Origin of the sequence: Agrobacterium larrymoorei, assembly GCF_005145045.1 — a bacterium.
GTDB classification, from domain to species: domain Bacteria; phylum Pseudomonadota; class Alphaproteobacteria; order Rhizobiales; family Rhizobiaceae; genus Agrobacterium; species Agrobacterium larrymoorei.
Genome location: NZ_CP039691.1, coordinates 2,288,416 through 2,310,132, shown reverse-complemented (window position 1 = coordinate 2,310,132; position 21,717 = coordinate 2,288,416). Strand labels below are relative to the sequence as shown.

At 56.9% G+C, this 21,717-nt stretch carries 25 protein-coding genes; 10 read left to right on the top strand and 15 right to left on the bottom strand.

Annotated elements, in window-relative coordinates:
- Nucleotides 1-3 precede the first annotated feature (3 nt).
- Nucleotides 4-399 (top strand): Imm8 family immunity protein, encoded by a 396-nt coding sequence (locus tag CFBP5473_RS11175; RefSeq protein ID WP_051441283.1) that lies wholly within the window; start codon nucleotides 4-6, stop codon nucleotides 397-399.
- A gap of 91 nt (nucleotides 400-490) precedes the next feature.
- Here the strand turns inward: CFBP5473_RS11175 and CFBP5473_RS11170 are convergent, their stop codons facing one another.
- Complete coding sequence (locus CFBP5473_RS11170) at nucleotides 491-904, bottom strand: MerR family transcriptional regulator (protein WP_027675597.1); 414 nt, start codon at nucleotides 902-904, stop codon at nucleotides 491-493.
- Nucleotides 905-995: 91 nt separating this feature from the next.
- Nucleotides 996-1,490 (bottom strand): hypothetical protein, encoded by a 495-nt coding sequence (locus CFBP5473_RS11165; protein WP_037171004.1) that lies wholly within the window; start codon nucleotides 1,488-1,490, stop codon nucleotides 996-998.
- Between the two features lie 142 nt (nucleotides 1,491-1,632).
- On the opposite strand from CFBP5473_RS11165, the gene dmeR reads away from it, so the two are divergent.
- Both dmeR and dmeF read left to right on the top strand, forming a co-directional pair.
- Nucleotides 1,633-1,905, top strand: a complete 273-nt coding sequence (gene dmeR, locus CFBP5473_RS11160) for a Ni(II)/Co(II)-sensing transcriptional repressor DmeR (protein ID WP_027675596.1) — start codon at nucleotides 1,633-1,635, stop codon at nucleotides 1,903-1,905.
- A 9-nt stretch (nucleotides 1,906-1,914) separates the two neighbouring features.
- A complete protein-coding gene (gene dmeF / locus CFBP5473_RS11155; protein ID WP_027675595.1) occupies nucleotides 1,915-2,955 on the top strand; it encodes a CDF family Co(II)/Ni(II) efflux transporter DmeF in 1,041 nt (346 codons plus the stop codon).
- Nucleotides 2,956-3,025: 70 nt separating this feature from the next.
- Here the strand turns inward: dmeF and CFBP5473_RS11150 are convergent, their stop codons facing one another.
- The 6 genes from CFBP5473_RS11150 to CFBP5473_RS11125 all read right to left on the bottom strand — a co-directional run bounded on the left by CFBP5473_RS11150 (nucleotide 3,026) and on the right by CFBP5473_RS11125 (nucleotide 10,887).
- Complete coding sequence (locus CFBP5473_RS11150; protein WP_027675594.1) at nucleotides 3,026-3,298, bottom strand: hypothetical protein; 273 nt, start codon at nucleotides 3,296-3,298, stop codon at nucleotides 3,026-3,028.
- Nucleotides 3,299-3,528: 230 nt separating this feature from the next.
- Nucleotides 3,529-4,644, bottom strand: a complete 1,116-nt coding sequence (locus CFBP5473_RS11145; protein ID WP_234881749.1) for a quaternary amine ABC transporter ATP-binding protein — start codon at nucleotides 4,642-4,644, stop codon at nucleotides 3,529-3,531.
- Entirely contained in the window at nucleotides 4,637-5,545 is a 909-nt protein-coding gene (locus tag CFBP5473_RS11140) for an ABC transporter permease (RefSeq protein ID WP_027675593.1), read from the bottom strand. Before CFBP5473_RS11140 ends, CFBP5473_RS11145 begins: the two co-directional genes overlap by 8 nt.
- A gap of 252 nt (nucleotides 5,546-5,797) precedes the next feature.
- Nucleotides 5,798-6,808, bottom strand: coding sequence for an ABC transporter substrate-binding protein (locus tag CFBP5473_RS11135; RefSeq protein WP_027675592.1), 1,011 nt, complete (start codon nucleotides 6,806-6,808; stop codon nucleotides 5,798-5,800).
- 578 nt (nucleotides 6,809-7,386) lie between these two features.
- Entirely contained in the window at nucleotides 7,387-8,535 is a 1,149-nt protein-coding gene (locus CFBP5473_RS11130) for an IS4 family transposase (RefSeq protein ID WP_136954349.1), read from the bottom strand.
- A 252-nt stretch (nucleotides 8,536-8,787) separates the two neighbouring features.
- Nucleotides 8,788-10,887 carry a S9 family peptidase gene (locus tag CFBP5473_RS11125; RefSeq protein ID WP_027677338.1) on the bottom strand — a complete coding sequence of 700 codons (2,100 nt, stop codon included), beginning with the start codon at nucleotides 10,885-10,887 and terminating at the stop codon, nucleotides 8,788-8,790.
- Nucleotides 10,888-11,122: 235 nt separating this feature from the next.
- On the opposite strand from CFBP5473_RS11125, the gene CFBP5473_RS11120 reads away from it, so the two are divergent.
- Nucleotides 11,123-11,521 carry a DUF930 domain-containing protein gene (locus tag CFBP5473_RS11120; RefSeq protein ID WP_027677339.1) on the top strand — a complete coding sequence of 133 codons (399 nt, stop codon included), beginning with the start codon at nucleotides 11,123-11,125 and terminating at the stop codon, nucleotides 11,519-11,521.
- 180 nt (nucleotides 11,522-11,701) lie between these two features.
- Here the strand turns inward: CFBP5473_RS11120 and CFBP5473_RS11115 are convergent, their stop codons facing one another.
- Nucleotides 11,702-12,715 carry an IS5 family transposase gene (locus CFBP5473_RS11115; RefSeq protein ID WP_136954340.1) on the bottom strand — a complete coding sequence of 338 codons (1,014 nt, stop codon included), beginning with the start codon at nucleotides 12,713-12,715 and terminating at the stop codon, nucleotides 11,702-11,704.
- A 363-nt stretch (nucleotides 12,716-13,078) separates the two neighbouring features.
- Here CFBP5473_RS11115 and CFBP5473_RS11110 point away from each other — a divergent pair, with 363 nt between their 5' ends.
- Together CFBP5473_RS11110 and CFBP5473_RS11105 are read left to right on the top strand one after the other, a co-directional pair.
- Nucleotides 13,079-13,999 (top strand): dihydrodipicolinate synthase family protein, encoded by a 921-nt coding sequence (locus CFBP5473_RS11110; protein ID WP_027677184.1) that lies wholly within the window; start codon nucleotides 13,079-13,081, stop codon nucleotides 13,997-13,999.
- Nucleotides 14,000-14,053: 54 nt separating this feature from the next.
- Nucleotides 14,054-14,776 (top strand): polysaccharide deacetylase family protein, encoded by a 723-nt coding sequence (locus CFBP5473_RS11105; protein WP_027677183.1) that lies wholly within the window; start codon nucleotides 14,054-14,056, stop codon nucleotides 14,774-14,776.
- A 2-nt stretch (nucleotides 14,777-14,778) separates the two neighbouring features.
- Here the strand turns inward: CFBP5473_RS11105 and CFBP5473_RS11100 are convergent, their stop codons facing one another.
- The 4 genes from CFBP5473_RS11100 to CFBP5473_RS11085 all read right to left on the bottom strand — a co-directional run bounded on the left by CFBP5473_RS11100 (nucleotide 14,779) and on the right by CFBP5473_RS11085 (nucleotide 17,600).
- Nucleotides 14,779-15,108: a type II toxin-antitoxin system HicB family antitoxin gene (locus CFBP5473_RS11100; RefSeq protein WP_027677182.1), complete on the bottom strand. Its 330-nt coding sequence runs from the start codon at nucleotides 15,106-15,108 to the stop codon at nucleotides 14,779-14,781.
- Nucleotides 15,105-15,365, bottom strand: coding sequence for a type II toxin-antitoxin system HicA family toxin (locus CFBP5473_RS11095; RefSeq protein WP_027677181.1), 261 nt, complete (start codon nucleotides 15,363-15,365; stop codon nucleotides 15,105-15,107). The genes CFBP5473_RS11100 and CFBP5473_RS11095 overlap by 4 nt, the downstream gene beginning before the upstream one ends.
- Before the next feature lie 106 nt (nucleotides 15,366-15,471).
- The gene (locus tag CFBP5473_RS11090; RefSeq protein ID WP_051441439.1) at nucleotides 15,472-16,590 is read right to left on the bottom strand and encodes an AI-2E family transporter; all 1,119 of its coding nucleotides are present in this window, start codon (nucleotides 16,588-16,590) and stop codon (nucleotides 15,472-15,474) included.
- 149 nt (nucleotides 16,591-16,739) lie between these two features.
- On the bottom strand, nucleotides 16,740-17,600 hold the full coding sequence (locus tag CFBP5473_RS11085; RefSeq protein WP_027677179.1) for a VOC family protein: 861 nt from the start codon (nucleotides 17,598-17,600) through the stop codon (nucleotides 16,740-16,742).
- 230 nt (nucleotides 17,601-17,830) lie between these two features.
- On the opposite strand from CFBP5473_RS11085, the gene CFBP5473_RS11080 reads away from it, so the two are divergent.
- The 3 genes from CFBP5473_RS11080 to CFBP5473_RS11070 all read left to right on the top strand — a co-directional run bounded on the left by CFBP5473_RS11080 (nucleotide 17,831) and on the right by CFBP5473_RS11070 (nucleotide 19,615).
- Nucleotides 17,831-18,241, top strand: coding sequence for a universal stress protein (locus tag CFBP5473_RS11080; protein WP_027677178.1), 411 nt, complete (start codon nucleotides 17,831-17,833; stop codon nucleotides 18,239-18,241).
- 117 nt (nucleotides 18,242-18,358) lie between these two features.
- Entirely contained in the window at nucleotides 18,359-19,030 is a 672-nt protein-coding gene (gene trhA / locus CFBP5473_RS11075) for a PAQR family membrane homeostasis protein TrhA (RefSeq protein WP_027677177.1), read from the top strand.
- A gap of 84 nt (nucleotides 19,031-19,114) precedes the next feature.
- Nucleotides 19,115-19,615 (top strand): GNAT family N-acetyltransferase, encoded by a 501-nt coding sequence (locus CFBP5473_RS11070; RefSeq protein ID WP_027677176.1) that lies wholly within the window; start codon nucleotides 19,115-19,117, stop codon nucleotides 19,613-19,615.
- On the opposite strand, the gene ftrA is transcribed toward CFBP5473_RS11070, so the two are convergent.
- Complete coding sequence (gene ftrA / locus CFBP5473_RS11065; protein WP_027677175.1) at nucleotides 19,599-20,597, bottom strand: transcriptional regulator FtrA; 999 nt, start codon at nucleotides 20,595-20,597, stop codon at nucleotides 19,599-19,601. The two genes, CFBP5473_RS11070 and ftrA, sit on opposite strands and share 17 nt — an antisense overlap.
- Nucleotides 20,598-20,685: 88 nt before the next feature.
- On the opposite strand from ftrA, the gene CFBP5473_RS11060 reads away from it, so the two are divergent.
- Entirely contained in the window at nucleotides 20,686-21,099 is a 414-nt protein-coding gene (locus CFBP5473_RS11060; RefSeq protein ID WP_027677174.1) for a rhodanese-like domain-containing protein, read from the top strand.
- 50 nt (nucleotides 21,100-21,149) lie between these two features.
- On the opposite strand, the gene msrB is transcribed toward CFBP5473_RS11060, so the two are convergent.
- The gene (gene msrB / locus CFBP5473_RS11055; protein ID WP_027677173.1) at nucleotides 21,150-21,560 is read right to left on the bottom strand and encodes a peptide-methionine (R)-S-oxide reductase MsrB; all 411 of its coding nucleotides are present in this window, start codon (nucleotides 21,558-21,560) and stop codon (nucleotides 21,150-21,152) included.
- Nucleotides 21,561-21,717 lie beyond the last annotated feature (157 nt).

Below are 21,717 nucleotides of genomic sequence, written 5' to 3'. Positions count from 1 at the left end.
AGCATGAAGGCAGAACTCAAAAAATTTAATATGTTGGGAAGAGACGGAGAATGGTTTATCCCAGACAACACTGAATACTTCGGAGCTTTATTGGACCTCGTTATCGGCCCTCCGGATAGCAAAGGTGGAGATAATTTCTCTGCTGTTGTCTGCACACCATTATGGTTTGCTGATAACGTTTTAAATCCTAAGCCAGGTCACGAAACCCATGAGAGACATTCACATCCTCTTTTCGGTCGACATTATCTATTTGTACAATCTTACGACGAACGCGCTATTCGTGACGTTGTCGAATATTTCATTGCATCTCAAACTGCGGACAATTGGGACAGGCTTGCGACGCTTTTAAGCAGAGAACTCGCATGGGAGTTTGAGGACTACGTCGACGTTAAAGATTGAGGACTATAATCCGCCAAGGCCGAGGTTCGCCACTCAATTTGGATCGCTGCGACCTTCCGGCTCGTTGCCATCACTCCCATGAGCTCTGCCCTCAATGCTCATGCTTGCAAAGCCCGTGGTTCGACAATGCGCGGATGACATAGCAATCCTCGATGGAATGGCCGTCGCAATGGGAGACGATGCGTTCGAGTTCGTGCTCCAGCTTCTTCAGCTTGGCGATCTTTTCGCGCACCGTTGCCAGGTGATCGGCGGCGATGCGGTCGGCGCCTTCGCAAGGGAGTTCGCGGTGCTGGCTGAGCGCGATCAGTTCGCGGATGGCGTCGATGTTGAGGCCGAGGTCTCGGGCGTGGCGCACGAAGGCCAGCCGCTCGAGATCGGACTTCTCGTAGCGCCGCTGGTTACCCTCCGAGCGATCCGCTTCTTTCAGCAAACCCATCTGCTCATAGTAACGGATTGTCGGCACCTTCACGCCGGTTCGCCTGGAAAGATCACCGATGGAATACATGATGGCACCTCATAGCTATAGCTTATAGAGATATAGCTATGAGAAAGCGTGTAAACAATGGTGCGGCGTCAGCACCCGGGGTAATAGCGACCTATGCTGTTGAAGCTGCCCCATCTTCACCGTTGGTGGCATTATTAACGCCCAGTGCGCGCAGAATTGCCTGTTTGATTTCTTCTTCGATTGCGGCGCGCTCGTCAGGCTCGAGCTTGGCCAAATCCTCTTCCGTGATATTTTTCTCTCTGAGAATATTGGCGCGAATTCTTTCTTCCAGACTCATTTCGGAGAACTCCAGAAACTCCGTCCTCAGGGCCTCCGAGGCGGCATCGAGTTCATCCTGTACGTCTTCAAACGTCTTCGGCGCATCGTTGATTTCAAGTTCCCAAAGAACACTAGACATCGACGTACTGAAGCTTGTTGTGGGTGTGTTGCCATAATCCCCAAAAGACACCGGATCGGTAGTAGCGGTCTCTGAAACGGCGACCTCATCCAGTTCAGACTGGAACGCGTCGCCGCTAGAGCCATCGTTTTGATGCTGCGCATCGAAGCCGTTGAAGAAAATGCTGCTATACGAAACTGGATCAACCATATGAAAGCTCCCTCAAAAAACACCGAATATGATTGAATATTGCCTGCGCTGACTTGCGCGGAGGTTGTGGAGATGTGCATTGCCATCTCTGCATAATCAATATAATATACCCCCCTATACTATATTGATCGAGGCAGGACCGATGTCACACACGATGCGGGATAAGGACAAGCTGCTGGCGCGGATCCGGCGGATGAAGGGGCAGATGGAGGCGGTGGAGCGGGCGCTGGAGGGTGGCAAGCCCTGTGGCGATATCCTCCAGCTTCTGGCGTCCGTGCGCGGCGCGCTCTCCGGGCTGACGGGGGAGGTGATGCAGGATCACCTGCACGAGCATGTGCTGCATGCGGAAAACGATGAAGAGCGCGCCAAGGCAACAGAAGAGCTGGCGCAGGTTCTGAAAACCTATATTCGGTGAGGTAAGGCAATGGCATTGAGCGCGCATATCCATGCGGATGGAACGCATGACCACGTTTTTCTTGGGGCTAATCACGAGCGCAACGAGCGGCGAGTCTGGATGGTGATTGCCCTGACTGCCGTCATGATGGTGGCGGAAATCACGGCGGGCAACTGGTTCGGCTCCATGGCGCTGACAGCGGATGGCTGGCACATGTCCACCCATGCGGGCGCGATGCTGATTTCGGCGCTGGCCTATCTCTATGCCCGCAAACATGCGCGCAATTCGCGCTTCACCTTCGGCACCGGCAAGTTCGGTGATCTGGCGGGCTTTGCCAGCGCCGTGGTGCTGGCGGTTGTGGCGCTGCTGATTGCCTGGGAAAGCGCACTGCGCTTCGTTTCCCCGGTAGAGATCGATTTCAATCAGGCAATCATCGTCGCGGTCATCGGCCTCCTCGTCAATTTCGTCAGCGCGCTGTTGTTGAAGGACGATCACCATCATGGTCATCACATTAGGCATCACCATGGGCATGATCATGGACATTCCCATGGCGGCCACTCTCACGGAAGCCATGCGCATCACGGCCATCATGATGGTTCTCACGCCCATGCCAATCACCACCATGGCGATCACGCCCATCATGGCGGCAGGGATAACAATCTGCGTGCCGCTTATCTGCACGTCATCGCAGATGCGCTGACATTGGTGCTGGCAATCGTGGCCCTGCTGCTGGGCAAGTGGAATGGCTGGAACTTCCTCGATCCCGCCATGGGCATCGTCGGCGGGCTCGTCATTGCACGCTGGTCATGGGGCCTCATCCGCGCCACGGGCTCGGTTCTGGTCGATGCCGTGCCACAGGATCAGGCGCTGGCAACGAAAATTCGCAGCGCCATCGAAACCGGACAGGAAAACATTACCGACCTGCATTTGTGGCAGGTAGGGCCGGGGCATTATGCCGCCATTATTGCCATTTCCACGACTGAGGAAAAATCCTCGGGCTACTACCGGGAAAAGCTGAAGTCTTTTGGGGAATTGTCACATGTGACGATTGAAACCAACGCAATCGCCTGATTTCACAGTCCTGATGACTGCGCCACCTCATAAGGTGGGGAGAGATAATCGCCGGAGTGATCCGGCGATTTCAGTGTTCAGTATAGGCCTGAAACACCCAGGCGGCATCGCTATCTGCTGTTGTCATGGAAGAAGCGGCAGCCGTTTCGGGGGCGGCATCGCGATTGACAGTCCAGAGAACGTTTGCGAGTGACGTGGATTGCAGCGCGTTGACGAAGGAAATAGAATTTCCGCTGAACACCGAAGCCTGAACTTCGGAATTCGCCGTTTCCGTTTGCACTTTCTCAATATGTTGTGAGCGACCCTGATAGGGTGAGCCGCCAATATTATTGTCGATATTCATAATAAGCCTCATCAAGCTGTTAACGAATTTTTAACCGCTGAAGCTTGCGCGAAGCTTGCGTCATCGCCTTACGTGAGGCGATATCTGCTTGACAGGCTGGAAAGTACTGCTTCGATTTTGCAACTTTAGGGCTTGCAAATTGTCAAAAAGCCCGCAAATGCCGATTCTTTAGCAGGGTGAGACCTCCGCAAGCATGGTTGCGGAGGGAATCAGGTCGAAACTTGAGGGAATCACGCGTCCTGCTTTTCAGGAGCGTTCGTCCTGGCAACCGGGGAGGCGGCCTCTTGCGTTGCTGAAGGCGGAAGTTCGGTTTCCTCCGCATCCTGCGTCGCAGGTGTCACCATGGCGGCCACCAGCGTTTCGATGCCGATGGTGCCAACGGCTTCGCCCTCGTCGTTGACGACATGAGCCGTAGTCTCGTTCGCATCGGTCATGTCGCGGGCGATTGTTTCCAGCGTCGCGTTTTCCGGAACGGACATGCCTTCCGGCGCGCTGTCCAGCGGCTCCATCACCGTCGTTGCCTGCAACACGCGGCCACGGTTCACATCACGCACGAAGTCTGCGACATATTCATCGGCCGGGTTGAGAATGATGCTCTGGCCATCGCCCTGCTGAACGACCTCGCCGTCCTTGAGGATTGCGATGTGATCGCCAAGGCGCAGCGCTTCATCCAGATCATGCGTAATGAAGACGACGGTCTTCTTCAGTTCCTGCTGAAGATCGAGCAGCATGGTTTGCATATCGACGCGGATCAGCGGATCGAGCGCCGAATAGGCTTCGTCCATCAGCAGAATGTCGGCATCGTTCGTCAGGGCGCGGGCAAGGCCCACACGCTGCTGCATGCCGCCGGAAAGCTGGTTCGGATAATAATCCTCGTAACCGGCAAGGCCGACACGCTCCAGCCAGTAACGGCCTTTCTCGGTGCTTTCCTTGCGGGCAACACCCTGGATGTCGAGGCCATAGACGCTGTTTTCCAGCACGGTGCGGTGCGGCAGCAGGCCGAACTTCTGAAACACCATCGCCGTCTTGTGGCGGCGGAAGTCGCGCAGCGCCGACGTGCCCATGGAGCAGACGTCCTCGCCATTATAAAGCACTTCGCCCGCCGTCGGGTCGATCAGCCGGTTGATGTGGCGGATCAGCGTGGACTTGCCGGAGCCCGAAAGCCCCATGACCACGGTAATCTTGCCGCCCGGCATGGTAATGTTGATGTCGTTGAGGCCAAGCACATGGTTGTGCTTGTCGTTCAACTCGGTCTTGCTCATCCCGGCTTTAACGGCCTCAAGATATTTCTCCGGATGCTTGCCGAAGATCTTGTAGAGATGCTTGATTTCGATGCCCTTAGCCATGGCTCACCTCGCGATATTTCTGAAGACGCTTGCCGAATGCCTGGCTGGCGCGGTCGAACATGATGGCAATCGCAACCAGCGCGAAGCCGTTGAGGAAGCCGATGGTGAAGAACTGGTTGTTGATGGCCTGAAGCACGTTCTTACCCAGCCCGCCAACGCCCACCATGGAGGCGACGACGACCATGGCCAGCGACATCATGATGGTCTGGTTGATGCCGGTCATGATGGTGGGCAGTGCCAGAGGCAGCTGCACGTTGAACAGCGTCTGTCGTCGCGATGAACCGAAGGCATCCGCCGCTTCCAGAACCTCGCGGTCCACCATGCGGATGCCGAGATTGGTCAGACGGATCATCGGCGGCACGGCATAGATGACCACCGCAATCAGACCCGGCACCTTGCCGATGCCGAAGATGACGACGACGGGGATCAGATAAACGAAGCTCGGCATCGTCTGCATAACGTCCAGCGTCGGGTTGATGAAGCGCTGCACGCGCTCGGAGCGCGCCATGAGAATGCCCAGCGGCAGGCCGATGATGACGGCAATCAGCGTTGCGATTGCCACGATGGACAGCGTCGTCATCGCATCCCGCCACAGCCCGACTGCGCCGATAAGGCAGAGCGAAATGGCAGTGCCTGCGGTGATGCGAATGCTGCGTCCGGCCAGATGCACGAGGGCCAGCAGGCCTAGAAAAATGATGATCCACGGCGTCTGAATGAAGAACCGTTCGGATGAATTCAAAAACACCTGCAGCGGATGCACGACCGTATCGATGATCGAGCCATATTCACGAACGATATCGCGAAAGCCATCATCGATTGTCTTGCGTGCCACGCGCATGGTGCCGTTGCTGAGCGCCGGAAATTTGCACAGCATATCCGGCAGAAAATTACAGAGGGCCATTATTGTTGTTTTCCCTTGTTTTTGGATAAGAGGGCGTATGGGGTTGCTGTGTCGCGCAAAGCTCCCGTTTCCGTCATCCCGGCCTTGAGCCGGGATCCAGCCGCCTTGCGTCTGCAAGGCGAAAGGACTCCTTCCGCGATCAAGGACTTGATCGCACTGGATCCCGGCTCAAGGCCGGGATGACGGAAGAGGAGTTGCACGGCTGGCGATCCACGCACGGCCTTCACAGACCGTGCGTGCAAATCACTCACCTCAAATCGAAGCCTTCAGCTTCTCCGCCACTTCGGGCGAAACCCACTTGCTCCAGATTTCCTCATGGTTCTCGAGGAAATACTGCGCGCCGTCTTCGTTGGTGCCCTGGTTTTCGTCCATCCAGGCCAGCACTTCGGCAAGCGTATCGTTACCCCACTGGCGCTTCTTGATGTAATCGACGGAAGGACCGGCCTTTTCAGCGAACTCCTTTGTTACGACCGTGAAGACATCGGCAACCGGGTAGGCGTTTGGCTTAGGATCGGCGCAATCCGGCTTTGCGATGCAGTTGTCGTAAGCTTCGCGGTCCAGCTCAACGCCGTCGTCCAGCTTCACCATGTCGTACTTGCCGAGAATGGCCGTTGGTGCCCAGTAATAGCCGAGCCAGCCCTGCTTCTTTTCATAGGCGTTGGAAATGGAGCCATCGAGGCCCGCACCGGAGCCGGTATCGACCAGCGTGAAGCCCTTGTCAGCGGCTTTGCGCGCCTTGAACAGATTGGCCGTGGTTGGCTGGCAGCCCCAGCCCGGAGGGCAGCCGAAGACGGCACCCTTGCTGGCGTCTTCCGGCGCCGGGAAGAGCTCGGGATGCTTCAGCGCATCTTCAACGGTCTTGATATCGGGATGTTCGTCGGCCAGATATTTCGGAATCCACCAGCCTTCAACGCCGCCATCGGTCAGGATTTTGACTTCCTGAATGAGTGTACCGTTCTTTACGGCGTCCTCATAAGGCGCGCCCAGCGTGTTCACCCACATTTCGGGTGCCATGTCAGGCTGGCCCTTTTCGTTCATGGAGGTGAAGGTCGGCGTGGTGTCGCCGGTCACGATATCGACCGTGCAATCATAGCCGTTTTCCATGATGAACTTGTCCACATAGGCGGCAACGCCAGCGGAAGCCCAGTTCATTTCGGCGATGGTGATATTGCCGCATTCTTCTGCGGCGTTTGCGGAGGTTGCTGCACCGGCAGCGATGGTAAAGCCCGTTACGAGAATGGTCGAGGCTAGGAGTTTCTTCATCAATATGACCCCAAGTCTAATGCAGTGTTATCAACAGGCGAACCGGGGCACTGCAAAGCCGGTTTGCCAGTGCGCCACCTCTACGCGAGCGGAGGATGAAGCGCGTTACGATGCCTCGGTAGCTTCCTAGGCGCGGAAGCTCACGAAGCGAATGACACGGCGCGTGAAAGACGAGCGAACGCTCATCAAAAGAATAGCCGCCTGAACGCGACGAAGAGAGCCGCAGCCGAGCGGCAAAAATGCGCAAAAATATGTCAGTGGTTTTTATAATAGGGCGGAAAGATGATTGTGCAACGAAAAAGGGCACATTGCTGCTATGCGCCGGATTTTTGAACCATTTGCGCTTATGTGTAATACTTTTCTTATTGCAGATTTTACTAGGTAAATTTATCACTATACAGTTCAATGGAATAAAAATTCCGTTAAAATCTGGTGTGGCGCAAATTACCGTAAAGAAAAGTAATTTTGTGGAAAAAACTTCGAGGAAAGTGGCTTACGTTAGGTTATGTGAGCAATTTTTCTGCCTAATCTTCTCTCCGTCATCCTCGGGCTTGACCCACTACTGTCCGGTTTAAATTTCAGTCCCACATCAGCACCATCTGGTTTGGGGATTTGGACGGTTGTGTGGGTGGTTTAAGGAGTTGGTCGGATCGCCTTTTGTGCATGAGGTTGAGGCGTACGAGGCGGGTGAAGGTGAGCGGTTGCGTGATGGCGCTCTGGCAGGCCTGCGCCATGCGCAGCACAAGATAGGCGATGAGGGCGACATAGGTCTGGATGCGCACGGCGTTTTCGGATGCTCCGAAGAAATGGCGTATCCTGAGGTTCTGCTTGACCCATTTAAAGAACAGTTCGATCTGCCAGCGCTGTTTGTAAAGCTCGGCAATCTCTTCGGCTGGCGCATCCAGATCGTTGGTGACGAGCCGGATGGTCCTGCCCGTGTCGATCCGCACCGCGATCTCGCGCAACGGTTCGGAAAAGGGATTGCGTCTCGAGCGCGCCATGCGTTGTGCCAACAGCCCGATCCTGTCGCACAGGATGTGATCGCTCTCGCTTGGAGGCTGTTCGGTGGCGGCCTGAAGATGCGTGTTGGTCTTAAGCCGTGTGACGAAGCGGCAGCCTGCCCGGTCCAGCGCTGCCCACCACGCGAAATCATAGTAAGCCAGATCAAAGACATAGGTCATGCCGGGTTCGATCGGCATGGCCTTTGCGGGCACGATGTCGTTGGTTCTCTGGCCTGTCATGGTCATCGCCATGGGGATGTCGCCATTCGGATCGTAGGCGACATGCAGCTTGGCGGCTCTGCGCCCGCTGACCATATCGGCCCAACCATTGCTCATGGAGGAGACGGCGACGCGGGTGGCGTCGAGCAGGCGCACCGCATCGCGGATATGGCGACGGGTTCTTCGGCTGGCGGCAGCCGCCATATGGGAAAACAGATCGGCAAAGACGTCCGCAGGCCTTGTGGCATTGGCATCGGCAAGGGTGGAGCGCGCCACGCCGTGGGCACCCAGATGATAAAGCTGGTTGCGGTGGCTCGACAGCCCTGCCTCGATCTCGCGCAGGCTTTGCGCGCCGGAAAGTTGAGCAAACAGAAGCGCCAGCAACTGGTCCTTCATCGAAAACCGCCGAACCCTGTGATCGCCCTTGTACTTATCCACAAGCCCTTCGAAGACCTGCCAGGGAACATGCTTCTGTATTTGATGAAAAACGCTATTCTGGTGGCGCATGACGTTGATCTCCTGTTCGTGTCCAGATCGCCGCGAAACGTCTGAAACCGAGTAGAATCAATGTCATGCGCCTTGTCCAGAAATTTAAACCGGACAGCAGTGGGCTTGACCCGAGGATCTACCGACGTCGCATCCGCAGAAGCGTGAGTAGATCCTAGGGACAAGCCCTAGGATGACGAAGGTGGTGGTGCGCGGTCTTCACTATAGCAGCGCACCAGCGTGACAGGCCCGAGCATGACGAAGGACATATGCTTACACCGCGTCCTTACCCGCAACCTTCAGCGCAAACGCATACTCGAACGCAATCTCCTCCAGCCGCTGGAAGCGACCGGACTTGCCGCCGTGGCCTGCGGCCATGTTGGTCTTGAGCAGAATGGGCGCGTCACTCGTGGTCTTCTCACGCAGCTTCGCTACCCACTTGGTGGGTTCCCAATAGGTCACGCGCGGGTCGGTCAGGCCGGAAATGGCCAACAGTGGGGGGTAGGGCTTGGCCGCGACATTGTCGTAAGGCGAGTAGGCGGCGATCCACTGGTACTCTTCTTCCGATTCGAGCGGGTTGCCCCATTCCGGCCATTCCGGCGGCGTCAGCGGCAGGGTGTCGTCCAGCATGGTCGTCAGCACGTCCACGAAAGGTACGGCGGCGATGATGCCTGCGAACTTCTCCGGTGCCATGTTGGCAACCGCACCCATCAACATGCCCCCGGCAGAACCGCCCTCGGCAATGATGCCTTCGTAAGAGGTAAAGCCTTCTTTCACCAGATGGTCAGCAGCGGCGATGAAGTCTTTGAAAGTGTTCTGCTTGTGCTCCATCTTGCCGGTTTCGTACCACTCGAAACCCTTGTCCTTGCCGCCGCGAATATGGGCGAGCGCATAGACGAAGCCGCGATCCGCCAATGACAGATTATTGGTGCTGAAGGAGGCCGGAATGGAAATGCCGTAAGCGCCATAACCATAGAGCAGGCAGGGCGCGGAGCCATCCAGCGGCGTATCCTTGCGGTAGAGCAGGGAGACAGGCACCAGCGCGCCATCATGCGATGTCGCCATCACGCGGCGCGTTACGTAATCATCGGGGTTATGGCCGGATGGCACTTCCTGCGTTTTCAGCAGAACGCGCTCACGCGTCACCATATTGTAGTCGAACAACTGGCTCGGCGTCGTCATGGAGGAATAGCTGAAGCGGATGACGTCCGTGTCATATTCCGCCGCACCATGCAGGCCCAGCGAATAGGCTTCCTCGGCAAAGGCAATCGCATGTTCTTCGCCGGTCTGGCGATCACGGATGACGATGCGAGGCAGGCCGTCGCGGCGTTCCAGCCAGATCAGATGGCGCGCATAGGCATCGACCGACAGGATAAGGCGACCCGGCTCATGCGGCACGATTTCCTTCCAGTTTTCCTTGCCCGGTGCGACTACCGGTGTCTCGACAATACGAAAATCCTTGGCATCCTCATTATTGGTGAGAATGAAGAAAACGTCGCCGCCTTCGCACATAGAATATTCGATGCCTTCCTCACGCTCCGCCACGATCTGCGGTTCGGCCAGCAAATCCTTGGTGGAGAGAAGGCGGTATTCGCTGGTTTCGTGGTCGTGAATATCGATGAAGATGAAATCATCCAGCACCGATGCGCCGACGCCCATGAAGAAGCCGGGGTCCTTCTCCTCATAGACCAGCCGGTCGGAAGACTGCGGCTGGCCGATAATGTGGTGGAAGACCTTGGAGGGGCGGTGGTTCTCGTCCTGAAGCGTATAGAAGAAGCTCTTGCCATCCGGTGCCCAGGCCCCGCCGCCGCCGGTGTTTTCTACTACGTCATCAAGGTCGTTGCCGTTCGCCAGATCGCGAATGCGCAGCGTGTAATATTCCGAGCCCTTATCGTCATAGCTCCAGATACCGCGGCTGTGGTCGGTGGATTGATCCAGCCCACCCAGCCGGAAATATTCCTTGCCCTCGGCTTCCTTGTCACCATTCAACAAAACGTGTTTCTCGCCACCATCGCGTGGTGTGCGGAAATAATGCGGCTGCTCGCCACCGGTCACGAACAGCGTGCCGTAAGCATAGGGCCCGTCATTCACCGGCACCGAGGAATCGTCCTGCTTGATGCGGCCCTTCATTTCCTCGAACAGCTTTTCCTGCAGCGGTTTGGTATCGGCCATCGCGGCTTCCATATAGGCGTTTTCCGCCTCCAGATGCGTGCGAATCGCGGGATCCAAAAGGGTAGGGTCCTTGAACATGGCCTGCCAGTTATCGGCACGAAACCAGGCATAATCATCCGTGCGGGTAATGCCGTGATGCGTGTCCGTAACCGGTTTTTTCTCGGCAACGGGCGGGGTGGGCAGGTTCTTGAAAATGGTCAAGGCAAACTCGCTTTCATGGGAAATCATTCTGCGTATTCATGGTGTAAAGGGCGGTTGTGGCGCGATCAAGTTGGTATTGTCCACGACAGAATGAGAGCCGGGCACATTTTCGTCGGGTTTCGATCACATTCTGGCAATAGATCGCAATCGAGCACCGCTTCGCCGCCTCGATGCGACCCGAGTTCTCTCCGCTCAAAAAACGACAAGAAGACCCGAGAAAGCCTCATAGAATCCGATGCAAAAACCTCTATCCGTCGCCCTTCTGGCCGCCTTTTCCGTCCTCTCCTTCATTGGTCCTTCCTACGCTATCGATGCAAGCGTTATACGACAGCTGAATGCCTTGGCGCCGGAAGAGCGCCTGGAACAACGCTGCGATATCGAAGCCATGGAGCGTATCGCCAAGGATCAGAAGGGCATGAAACCGGACAAGGTCATCGCCTACGCCTTCGGCGACCCGGAAGTCGGCAAGGATTCCATCAAGGCCCCCGGCGCGGTCTTCCGCAGCGGCGGAGACTGGTACCGCCTCCGCTACAAATGCCAAATCGCCTCCAACCTCGGCATCCGCAATTTCGATTACAAGGTCGGGGACAAAGTGCCGGAATCACAATGGGCGAAGCATTATTTGTATGATTGAGGGGGACGCCGCAGCCTACCTCTCCCCTTGTGGGACCGTTGCGTAACTTCCGACATAAGCTGATTGCCAAACGACAAATCACCTTGGCCACCGCCCTTCCTATCGAGGGGCGGTTCTAGGTTCGTGTAGGCTGGTTGATGGGTGATATGGCTGAACTGCGGACACAGTTCTCCCCTCGGCTCACGCGCTCAGCGTCACCCAGCGGCGCATGTTGAACGCCATGGCCGCAAGCAGAACCTGGGCGGATGCCTTGGCAAGACCGATGTAGCGAATGTGGCTCAGCCCCATGCGGCGCTTGAGCGTGGCAAAGGTCGTCTCGACCGCAGCGCGTCGTCTGGCCACGGCACGGTTGAAACGGCGGGCTGCGGCTTTGAGAACAGGGTGATGCTTGTTGGGGCGCTTCATCAGACCGCAGAAAATCCCGCGCTCCTTCAGCATCGCGGCCCGTTGATGTGTGTGATAGGCGCTGTCGCCCAGAACCCGCGTCTCGTCGCCCACGATCAGCAGATCGGCAGGCACGGTATCGTTGATATTGGCCGGCGTGGTGATCACCCGCCGGATCAGGCCCGAACCTTCATCCACGCCCACATGGGCCTTGTAACCATAGCTCGAACCCTGCCGACCCTTGCGCCGGGTAAACGCCGCATCCGGATCGCGTGCGCTCGTCTGCACCTTGTCTTCTTTGTCTTCAGTGCCTTCGGCACCGTTGTTCGTATCTTGAGCACGCGGCGGGCGAGCAGCTTGCGTCTCGATGACAGTCGCATCCAGCATCGTGCCGCGCCGCAGGATCAGGCCTGCGGCATCGAGCTGCCTGTCAAGCTCGCCAAACAGCTTCTCCAGAAGTTTCCGTTCCACCAGCCGGTTGCGAAAGCGGCACAGTGTCGTGTGATCGGGAACAGCCTCATCGAGGCCAATGCCACAAAAGCGGCGAAAGGAAAGGCGGTCATAGATCGCCTCCTCCAGTTCCGCATCGGACAGGCCGTAAAGCTGCTGCAGCATCAAAGCCTTGAACATCGTCAGAACAGGATAGGCAGGCCGACCGCCAGTCTCCCCATCAGGTTCAAGCGACCGCAGCACCTTCTCGAAGCGATACCACTTCACCACCGACAACAGCTTGCCCAACCGGTCCGGCCCACTGCGCACCGTCACAAGCGCATCCGCAAAGCTGAACTGAGAACCGCTCTTCATCGCCATCCAAACACCCCTTCGATCGCTCACGAACAGAGTGAATCATATCCGTAGGGTTTTGCAACAGGCCCCTTGTGGGAGAGGAAGAAAAATCATGGTCTTAGCTTCAGCTAAGTCATAGATTTTTCAGGTGAGGGGTTCGGCTACGGTCGCGATAAGACCCCTCACTTGCAATTTCTAACACTTAGCTTCGCTAAGATGTTGAAATTGCTTTCTCTCCCACAAGGGGAGAGATGGAGTTCGACGCACCCTCCCAACACCCATATTGTTGCCCATCCGCAACCATATCTAACTGATTTCATATTGTTATTGCCGTCCGCTGCTTTGCCCCGTAATCCTTCTCATCAGAGGGTTTTGAGGGGCATTTTTATGAGCAGCAGGTTTCACGGTCTTTCCGCGTTTCCGTTGACGCCAGCGGATGAGAATGGCTGCGTCGATGTCGAGGCGCTGTCGCGGCTTGTCGAGCGGTTGGATGCCGCAGGCGTCGATTCCGTTGGCCTTTTGGGTAGCACTGGAAGCTATGCCTATCTTTCGCGCGCTGAAAGACTGCGTGCCGTGCAGGCGGCGGCGGATTGCCTTAAGGGCAAGCGCACGCTGATGGTCGGCGTCGGCGCATTGCGCACGGACGAGGCGACGGCTCTTGCGAAGGATGCGGAAAGTGCCGGTGCGGATGCTCTGCTGCTTGCCCCGGTGTCCTACACGCCTTTGACGCAGGAAGAGGCTTATCATCATTTCGCTGCCGTTGCGGGCGCAACGGCGTTGCCGCTTTGCATCTACAGCAATCCGTCGACAACGCATTTCACCTTTAGCGACGAATTGCTGGTTCGGCTCGCCTATATTCCGCACATTCTCTCGGTAAAAATGCCGCTGCCCGCCAATATGGAATTCAAGCCCGAGCTTGAGCGTCTGCGCCCGCGTCTGGGCGATGATTTTGCCATTGGATATAGCGGTGATTGGGGCTGTGCTGACGCCGTGATGCAGGGCGCGGATGCCTGGTACAGCGTTATCGGCGGCCTTCTGCCGGTGCCATCATTGCGTCTGCTGCGCGCCGCTCAGGCACAGGATGCTGCCGAAGTTCAGCGTCTGCAAAGTTATTTCGAGCCACTTTGGGCGCTGTTTAGGGAGTTCGGCAGTTACCGCGTCGTCTATGCCGCTGCCAATCTCCTGTCGCTCACGCACCGCCAGCCGCCGCTGCCCGTCATGCCGCTTGGCATCAGCGATACGCAGCGCGTGGAAGATGCTTTGGCAAAGCTTGCCGAACTGGATGGCCTGCCCGCCGCAACGCCATAATTCCGGCGCTTTGCGGGCGGCATTCACTGCTGAAACATACGAAAGCCTATTGAAATGTTGAAGCGTTTCCACATTGCCGCGCTGCTTGTTGCCATTGCCTCTCCCGCTTTCGCAGGCTCCGGCCTCGTGGAGCCGAGCCTGAAAATGCATGGCAAGGGCGAAGTTACGCGCGTTGCGATCACGCTGGATGCCTGCATGGGCAAGACCGATTTTCGCATTCTCGATACGCTGGTGAACGAGAAAATCCCGGCAACCATCTTCGTCACCGCGCGCTGGCTGAAACATAACCCGCAGGCGCTCGCCACTCTGCTGGCGCATCCCGATCTCTTCGAAATCGAAAATCACGGCGAAAACCACGTTCCCGCTGTCGACAAGCCCGTCTCGATCTACGGCATCGCCGCAGCCGGTTCCGAGGCTGCCGTCATTCAGGAAGTCGAAGGCGGGAGGCAGGCTATCGTGTCCGCCACCGGTTACCAGCCCCACTGGTTCCGCGGCGCGACAGCGAAATACACACAGTCCTCCATGGCAACAATCAACCAACTCGGCGAACGCGTGGCCGGTTATTCCATCAATGGAGACGGCGGCTCATTGCTCGGTGCCAGCATGACCGCAAAACACATCGCCTCCGCCAAGGACGGCGACGTCATTATCTCTCACATCAACCAGCCCACGCACGAGGCTGGCGAAGGTGTAGTGAAAGGCCTGCTGGCACTGAAAGCGCGCGGCGTAACCTTCACCCGCCTGGACGACCCGGCCTTCAACCCGCCGTCCAACTGAGGTCAAGAGACAGCCTTTTCCAGCGTCGATGTCACCCACTTATTCAGGCTCACACCGTCTCTTCGGGCAGCCGTTGAAATCGCCTTATGCAGGCGCGGCTCAGCACGCACGACGAACTGGCCGGAAAATGGCTTTTCCGGTTCTTCCCCACGCTCCTTGCAGAAGGAGATATAGTCTTCGACAGATTCGGCCAAAGCCTGTTTCAGCTCCGCTGCGGATGTGCCTTGAAACGTGATCACGTCGCGCAGATTGATGACTTCACCGTGGAAAATCTCTGCATCCTCATCGAACTCGATGACCGCTTCATAGCCCTTGTAATGCATCAAGGTCATGGTCTTATTCCTGCTTCGCTGAGAAACCGGCGCACCGATTTCACTGCTCCCTTGTCCGTTTCTTTTTGCGGATGCGGACGGTGAAACACCGCTCGCACCCCGTTGAGTGCAACCCGAACACGCGAGCCGCTTCCTTCGGAAATTTCCGCGCCGCAGGCCTGGAAAAGGGCTTCGATATCTCGCCAGTCTATTTCCGCCAGCGCCGGGTCGGTAAAAACCGCATCCAGCACGCTTCGATGCTTCTTGCTCAACTTCATATAGTATCGCTTTTCAGTATCGTTTTCAATATTGTTTCTCTGGTCGGCTCCGACAGCCGATCATCGATTCACAACTATATGTAGAAAACCGAAGAACTGGTAGCGGTCAATCCGGCAGATTCGGCACCACCTTGCGGGATGGGAACAGTTCACGCGCAACCGTCATGCCGATGAGGGAGAGCGGGAGGGCGAGCATTGCGCCTGCTGCACCCCACATCCATGTCCAGAAGATGATGGCGACAAAGACGAGGAAGGGGTTGATCTCCAGATTTTTCCCAACAACTGCGGGGAAGACGAGGTTTTCCATCAGCAGGTGAATGGTGAAGAAGACGATGGAAGGCAGGAGAGCGAGAAACAGGCTGTCATGGGTGATGATGCCTGCGACGGCCAGTGCCAGCGTCATGGCTGTGATGCCGAGGAAGGGCACGAAGCTGGATAGGAACGCGAAGAGGCCCCAGAGAAACGGCATTGCCAGCCCGCCCACATAAGCGATGACCACCATGGAACAGCCAAGCGCGGCATAAAGCAGCGAGGCTGTTGCGAAGTAGGAGCTCAGCACGGTTTCGATGGAAGCAATGGTGCGAATGGTTCTGAGCCGCTGGTGCCTCTGAGGGAAGGCCATGATGACGGCCTTGCGGAGCCTGACTCGGCTGTAGAGGAAAAGCAGCAGCGCGGCGAAGAACATGAGACCCTGCACGATGGCCGGTGTCAGGTTTGCGCCGACGAGAGTGATGATCTCGCCGCTGCGCGAAATCAGTGATTCCATGGACATGGAGCCGAGACTGAAGGTGGCGGCGGAAATATTCAGCCAGCGAATGTTCTGGAAATACGGCAGGAAGCGATCGAGCGTCTTCTCCAGAAGGCCGGGGCCTTCGCTTGCAAGTGCCGAAAGCGGCTCCACCAAAGAATTCACCACCAGAAACAGCACCAGCGCCACGGCAGATGAAAGGATCAATGCCACGGCAAAGCCGGGTATGCCGTAAGAACCGAGCTTCTCAGCCGCAACACCGAGAATCATGCCGACGACAATCGCCATGACGATGGGAATGAGGACGAGCGACAAGGTGTGGATGACAGCCATGAGGACGATCAGAAACAGGCCGACGACCGACCAGGATACGGCAACGTCAAGCGCTTCCCGCCCCAATGGCTGCTGGCTTCGTGCATCGTCCTGCGCGGTTGCAAGAGCAGTCTTGACCGCAGGGTCGCGATCGACCTCCGCCATCGGCGCGTGGCGTTTCTTCCGGTGGGTCAAGAGTTGATCGTTCATGATATGCGTCCCCATAAGCGATGGAGAACGCATAGATTGCAACGCAGTTCCAGCCATCTGGAAATATGTTTTGCCTAGCTAAAATAGGCTATTAGCGATTGGTATCAGGCTGAAAGCTTCAGCCCGATACCCCAGGGGTCCTTCACCGCCACGCCGTCACTTTGACGTTCTGTGGAAATTTCCAGCCGGTCCAGCGCCGCGAGGGCATTGTCCAGCGTTTCCTTCTCGTTGAACTTCAGCGAGTAGCCGGAAAGACCCGTCATATTTTCCGAGCGGGCCTGAGCACCCTTGCTGTTCCAGATATTGGCCGCAACATGGTGGTGATAAGCGCCATAACCGAAGAAGCTGGCGCCCGGGTAACGCGCCATGATCTTCAGGCCCAGAACATCCTGATAAAAGGCGTCAGCCTGCGGCAATGCGCCCACCTGCAGGTGGATGTGGCCGATTGCAGTGCCTTCGGCGGCCTTGTGGAATGGCGTCTGTGGTGCGCTGTCATACAGTGCCTGAAGGTCGAGCCTCAGCGTGGACATGCTCACCGTGCCATCGGTCTGGTAAGACCATTCGTCCGGCTGGCGGTCGCGATAGACTTCGATGCCGTTTCCTTCCGGGTCGGAGAGATAGATGGCCTCGCTGACGAGGTGATCCGATGCGCCCTGAAGCTGGATGTTGTTGCGAGCGACATGCGCCAGCCACTGTGCCAGATCCGCCCGGCTTGGCATCAGGAATGCGGTATGGAACAGACCGGCAGCGTTACGCGGAGCCTCGGCAGCATCCCCGGATGTGGTCAGCGTTAAAAGCGGCAGACCGTTTACGCCCAGAACCTCTCCGCTCGCGCTCTTCTCGAGAACGGAAAGGCCAATGATGTTCTGATAGAAACCAGACACCTGTGCCAGATCCTGCACCACGAGATGCGCCTGACCGACATATCCCGGTCGCGTGAATGCGAATTGCTTTTCCTGCGTCATAATAGGCTCCAAATTCATCTGCCAGCGTGTCGCGGCAATCTTTGAGCTCAATATGACGGCGGATCATCGTTCAGAAAAGATCACTGTTCAGCGATTCACTTTCCAATATTCGTTGACGATGAAACCGCATGCCCGACTTGATTTCAATCAAGCCGAACCATGGCGAAGGGCTTATGTTAAAGGAACAAGATAAACGGAAAAGTTGTTTTCGAAACTGAAGGGAGAAACACATGTACAGAAAAATCCTCGTCCCCGTCGATCTGAGCAACGCCGACAAGGCCGAACGCACATTGAAGAAAGCCGAGGCGCTTCTCGATGACGGCGGGCAGATCGTGCTCGTGAATGTGGTGGAAGATCTGCCGAACTATCTCGCCATCGACGTGCCGATGGATATCATCGAAAATGCAATCAAGGATGCAAAGAACAGGCTCGCCGTGCTGAAGGAAAAATCGGACAGGATCGGTGCGGTCGAAATCAGAAGCGGTGCGCCTGCACGGGAAATTCTGGGCCTTGCGGAAGAAGCGAATGCCGATCTCATCATCATTGCCTCGCACACGCCGGATTTCACCAACTACTTCATCGGCGCAACGGCGGATCGGGTCGTGAGACACGCCAAATGCTCGGTTCTGGTGGACCGTTGATCGTCATCTCCGCTTTTGCGACAGGCGTGAATGCAAAGTGAAGTCTTATCGTCTGCCACGTCTTGTTCCTGTCTCATATTGTCTGCATGATGCGGAAATTGCAGACGGGAAGACGAGATGAGCGAGCTTTGGCCATTTGGCCGCCGATATGACCTTCATGAAATTGTGGCCGATGGCATCGTGCATGGCGTCGGCATTGTTTTTGCGCTGATCGGCGCAACCGCGCTCATCTTTTATGTCACGTTGTGGGGCAGCCTCAGCGCCATCGCAGCGGCATGGATTTACGCTCTCGGCCTCATTCTCTGCCTGTCCATTTCTTTTACCTACAACATCTGGCCGCACTCCAGGGTGAAGTGGTTCCTGCGCAGGCTGGATCATTCCGCGATTTTCATTTTGATCGCAGCCACTTATACGCCGTTTCTCCAGCGCGGCATTGAGGAGCCGATGATTGCCGTGACGCTTGCCGGCATCTGGATGGCGGCGCTGGGCGGCATTTTTCTCAAATGCTTCTATCCGGGCCGTTACGATCGGCTGGCGATCCTGCTCTATCTCGGCATGGGCTGGAGCGGTGTGATGGTGGCGCAGCCGCTTTCCAACCACCTGGCACCCGTTACCATGTGGCTCATCGTCATCGGCGGCATCATCTATTCCCTCGGCGTAGTTTTTCATGTGTGGGAGCGCCTGCGCTTCCAGAATGCCATCTGGCACGGCTTCGTCGTGGTGGCGGCGGCGGTGCATTACTCGGCAGTAATGACGAGCTTCAGCCTCGCGCCCTCCGTGGCTTATTGAGCAGCAGATACGGAAATCACTTCACAGCAAGATTAGCGATGCCTATTGTTCCGACAGAACTCTGATTTGCAGCGGACATAAAGCATGAGCATCGAACTGCGCGACGCCATCGTCGAAGATCTTCCCACAATCATGGACATCTATAATGATGCCGTGGAAAACACGACCGCCATCTGGAACGAGACGCTGGTCGATCTGCAAAACCGCAAGGATTGGTTCAAGGCCCGCACCGACCGCGGCTTCCCCGTCATCGTCGCGGTGAAAGATGGCGCAGTCGTCGGCTACGCCTCCTTTGGAGACTGGCGCCCCTTCGATGGCTACAGGCACACCCGCGAACATTCCGTCTATGTCCACAAGGACGCACGCGGCCACGGCATCGGCAAGCTTCTGATGCTGTCTCTCATCGAACACGCGAAGGCCGCAGGCGTCCACGTCCTGATCGGCGCCATCGAATCCGAAAACACAGCCTCCATCCGCCTCCACGAAAAACTCGGCTTCCGCATCGTCGGCCGCTATTCCGAAGTCGGCAAAAAATTCGGCCGCTGGCTGGATTTAACCAGCATGGAGCTTAGGGTTCCTTCCTGAGGGCAATGCTGAATTTTTCCCGATAGGCCGCTGGCGTCGTTGAGAATTGCTGCCGAAAGTGGTGGCGTAGATTGGCGGCGGAACCGAGGCCGCAGTTTTCAGCGATGGCCTCCATTCCAAGAGGGGAAGTCTCCAACAGATCTTTCGCCTTTGCCAGCCTTTGAAGCAAAAGCCATTTGGCAGGCGTTGTGCCGGTTGCGGATTCGAAGCGGCGCAGAAGCGTGCGTCCGCTCATGCCTGCCATATGCGCCAGTTCGGAAACGGTGTAGCTGCCGGTCAAATCCGCTTGCATCGCGTCCAGCAAGGGGCCGAGCCTTGATCGCTCATGCGGCTCCGGCACCGCCTTGTCTATGAATTGCGCCTGCCCGCCATCCCGGTGAGGCGGCACGACAAGGCGGCGGGCGACCATATTCGCGGCCTTGGTGCCGAAATCGCGGCGGATGAGATGCAGGCAAAGATCGATACCCGCAGCACTTCCGGCAGAGGTCAGCACATTGCCTCCATCGACATAGAGCACATCCGGCATAACTTCGATGTGAGGATTTCGCTCCGCCAGCGCTTTGGTATAACGCCAATGCGTTGTCGCTCGCTTGCCATCGAGAAGGCCTGCGGCAGCGAGAACGAAAACCCCGGAGCATATGGAAAGCAGACGCGCACCATTTTCATGCGCTTTGCGAAGTGCGGCGCAGAGCGCTTCCGGCACGGCGGCATCCACGCCCCGCCACCCCGGTACGATGATGGTGCCCGCCCGCTCGATCAACTCGACACCTCCATCGGCAATGAAGCGCACGCCACCTGTCGCATGCATTTCGCCATCATCAATCGCTGCTACGGCAAAGCGATACCAGTCAGCTCCCATTTCCGGGCGCGAGAGCCCGAAGACCTCGACAGCAACGCCAAACTCGAAGGTGCACAGCCCGTCATAGGCCAGCGCCACGACAAGGCGGTTGGGTTTGATATGGGTATCGAGCGTGTTTGTCATGATTTTTACGATATATGGCAATCATGCCATCTGCCAGACCTTGGGTCCGCGAAATACGATGCCTGCGTAACAAAACAAGGAGGCATTTATGAGCTACGTCACCGAAATCCCAGCCGCTCCGGCAAGCGTCGTCATCGACCACTTTTCCCGCAGACTTTCCGTTGAGACCGATTGCTGGGACGTTGCAGCGTCCATCGAAAAAGGAGAGCAGGATTTCGTTCTCCTGCATGTGGTTGGATCACCGGAAGCCTATGCCCGCAAACACATACCCGGCGCTATCCACCTTCGCCACGCGGATATGACGGCAGAGCGCATGCAGGACTGGCCACAGGACACGCTCTTCGTGGTTTATTGCGCAGGCCCGCATTGCAACGGCGCAGACCGCGCTGCACTCAATCTGGCGAGGCTTAACCGAAAGGTCAAAATCATGATCGGCGGCATCACCGGCTGGGCGGATGAGGGGCTGGCTTTCGAAACGAACGCAGTGGCCAGCGTAGCATAGTGCCTCAAACGAAAAGGCCGCTTCATTGAAGCGGCCTTGAAAACTCCGGGTTATTCCTGCGGCTCGAACACCATGGAATGGCCGTTGATGCAGTAGCGCAGGCCGGTTGGGGGTGGGCCGTCGGGGAAGACGTGGCCGAGGTGGCCGCCGCAGTTGGCGCAGCGGATTTCGGTGCGGACCATGCCGAAGGCCGTGTCGCGATGTTCGGTCACCGCATCCGGCTTCACCGGTTCGAAATAGCTTGGCCAGCCGCAGCCCGCATCGAATTTGGTGTCGGAGATGAAAAGCGGTTCATCGCAGGCGGCACAACGGTAGAGGCCTTTTTCGGTGCTGTCCCAATAGGGGCCGGTAAAGGCGCGCTCGGTGCCGTGTTCGCGCAGGATGCGGTACTGATCCGGCGTCAGCTGTTCGCGCCACTCGGCATCGGTTTTGGTGATTTTCGGAGATTTGAGATCGCTCATCGGAGGCCCCTTTCTGTTGTCGCAGATATAGTGTCGCGGCAGCGCTATTAAAAGGGGATCAAATCGGCGTTAGTCATACGCTTTTTGCCGATAAAGGCCCGATATAGGGTTGAGCCACCACTTCCTTTCCCTTAATCAATCATACTTATTCGGGGGC

Excerpts from the sequence above, each read along its gene's own strand:
- CFBP5473_RS11115 (WP_136954340.1), bottom strand. The coding sequence starts at position 12,715 with ATGGCGATGAAGAGCGGTTCTCAGTTCAGCTTTGCGGATGCGCTTGTG.
- CFBP5473_RS11095 (WP_027677181.1), bottom strand. The coding sequence starts at position 15,365 with ATGAAGTTGAGCAAGAAGCATCGAAGCGTGCTGGATGCGGTTTTTACC.
- trhA (WP_027677177.1), top strand. The coding sequence starts at position 18,359 with ATGAGCGAGCTTTGGCCATTTGGCCGCCGATATGACCTTCATGAAATT.
- CFBP5473_RS11175 (WP_051441283.1), top strand. The coding sequence starts at position 4 with ATGAAGGCAGAACTCAAAAAATTTAATATGTTGGGAAGAGACGGAGAA.
- CFBP5473_RS11085 (WP_027677179.1), bottom strand. The coding sequence starts at position 17,600 with ATGACGCAGGAAAAGCAATTCGCATTCACGCGACCGGGATATGTCGGT.
- CFBP5473_RS11090 (WP_051441439.1), bottom strand. The coding sequence starts at position 16,590 with ATGGCGGAGGTCGATCGCGACCCTGCGGTCAAGACTGCTCTTGCAACC.
- CFBP5473_RS11110 (WP_027677184.1), top strand. The coding sequence starts at position 13,079 with ATGAGCAGCAGGTTTCACGGTCTTTCCGCGTTTCCGTTGACGCCAGCG.
- ftrA (WP_027677175.1), bottom strand. The coding sequence starts at position 20,597 with ATGACAAACACGCTCGATACCCATATCAAACCCAACCGCCTTGTCGTG.
- dmeR (WP_027675596.1), top strand. The coding sequence starts at position 1,633 with ATGTCACACACGATGCGGGATAAGGACAAGCTGCTGGCGCGGATCCGG.
- CFBP5473_RS11145 (WP_234881749.1), bottom strand. The coding sequence starts at position 4,644 with ATGGCTAAGGGCATCGAAATCAAGCATCTCTACAAGATCTTCGGCAAG.
- CFBP5473_RS11170 (WP_027675597.1), bottom strand. The coding sequence starts at position 904 with ATGTATTCCATCGGTGATCTTTCCAGGCGAACCGGCGTGAAGGTGCCG.
- CFBP5473_RS11130 (WP_136954349.1), bottom strand. The coding sequence starts at position 8,535 with ATGCGCCACCAGAATAGCGTTTTTCATCAAATACAGAAGCATGTTCCC.
- CFBP5473_RS11080 (WP_027677178.1), top strand. The coding sequence starts at position 17,831 with ATGTACAGAAAAATCCTCGTCCCCGTCGATCTGAGCAACGCCGACAAG.
- CFBP5473_RS11140 (WP_027675593.1), bottom strand. The coding sequence starts at position 5,545 with ATGGCCCTCTGTAATTTTCTGCCGGATATGCTGTGCAAATTTCCGGCG.
- CFBP5473_RS11120 (WP_027677339.1), top strand. The coding sequence starts at position 11,123 with ATGCAAAAACCTCTATCCGTCGCCCTTCTGGCCGCCTTTTCCGTCCTC.
- CFBP5473_RS11060 (WP_027677174.1), top strand. The coding sequence starts at position 20,686 with ATGAGCTACGTCACCGAAATCCCAGCCGCTCCGGCAAGCGTCGTCATC.
- CFBP5473_RS11135 (WP_027675592.1), bottom strand. The coding sequence starts at position 6,808 with ATGAAGAAACTCCTAGCCTCGACCATTCTCGTAACGGGCTTTACCATC.
- CFBP5473_RS11105 (WP_027677183.1), top strand. The coding sequence starts at position 14,054 with ATGTTGAAGCGTTTCCACATTGCCGCGCTGCTTGTTGCCATTGCCTCT.
- msrB (WP_027677173.1), bottom strand. The coding sequence starts at position 21,560 with ATGAGCGATCTCAAATCTCCGAAAATCACCAAAACCGATGCCGAGTGG.
- CFBP5473_RS11100 (WP_027677182.1), bottom strand. The coding sequence starts at position 15,108 with ATGACCTTGATGCATTACAAGGGCTATGAAGCGGTCATCGAGTTCGAT.
- CFBP5473_RS11165 (WP_037171004.1), bottom strand. The coding sequence starts at position 1,490 with ATGGTTGATCCAGTTTCGTATAGCAGCATTTTCTTCAACGGCTTCGAT.
- CFBP5473_RS11150 (WP_027675594.1), bottom strand. The coding sequence starts at position 3,298 with ATGAATATCGACAATAATATTGGCGGCTCACCCTATCAGGGTCGCTCA.
- dmeF (WP_027675595.1), top strand. The coding sequence starts at position 1,915 with ATGGCATTGAGCGCGCATATCCATGCGGATGGAACGCATGACCACGTT.
- CFBP5473_RS11070 (WP_027677176.1), top strand. The coding sequence starts at position 19,115 with ATGAGCATCGAACTGCGCGACGCCATCGTCGAAGATCTTCCCACAATC.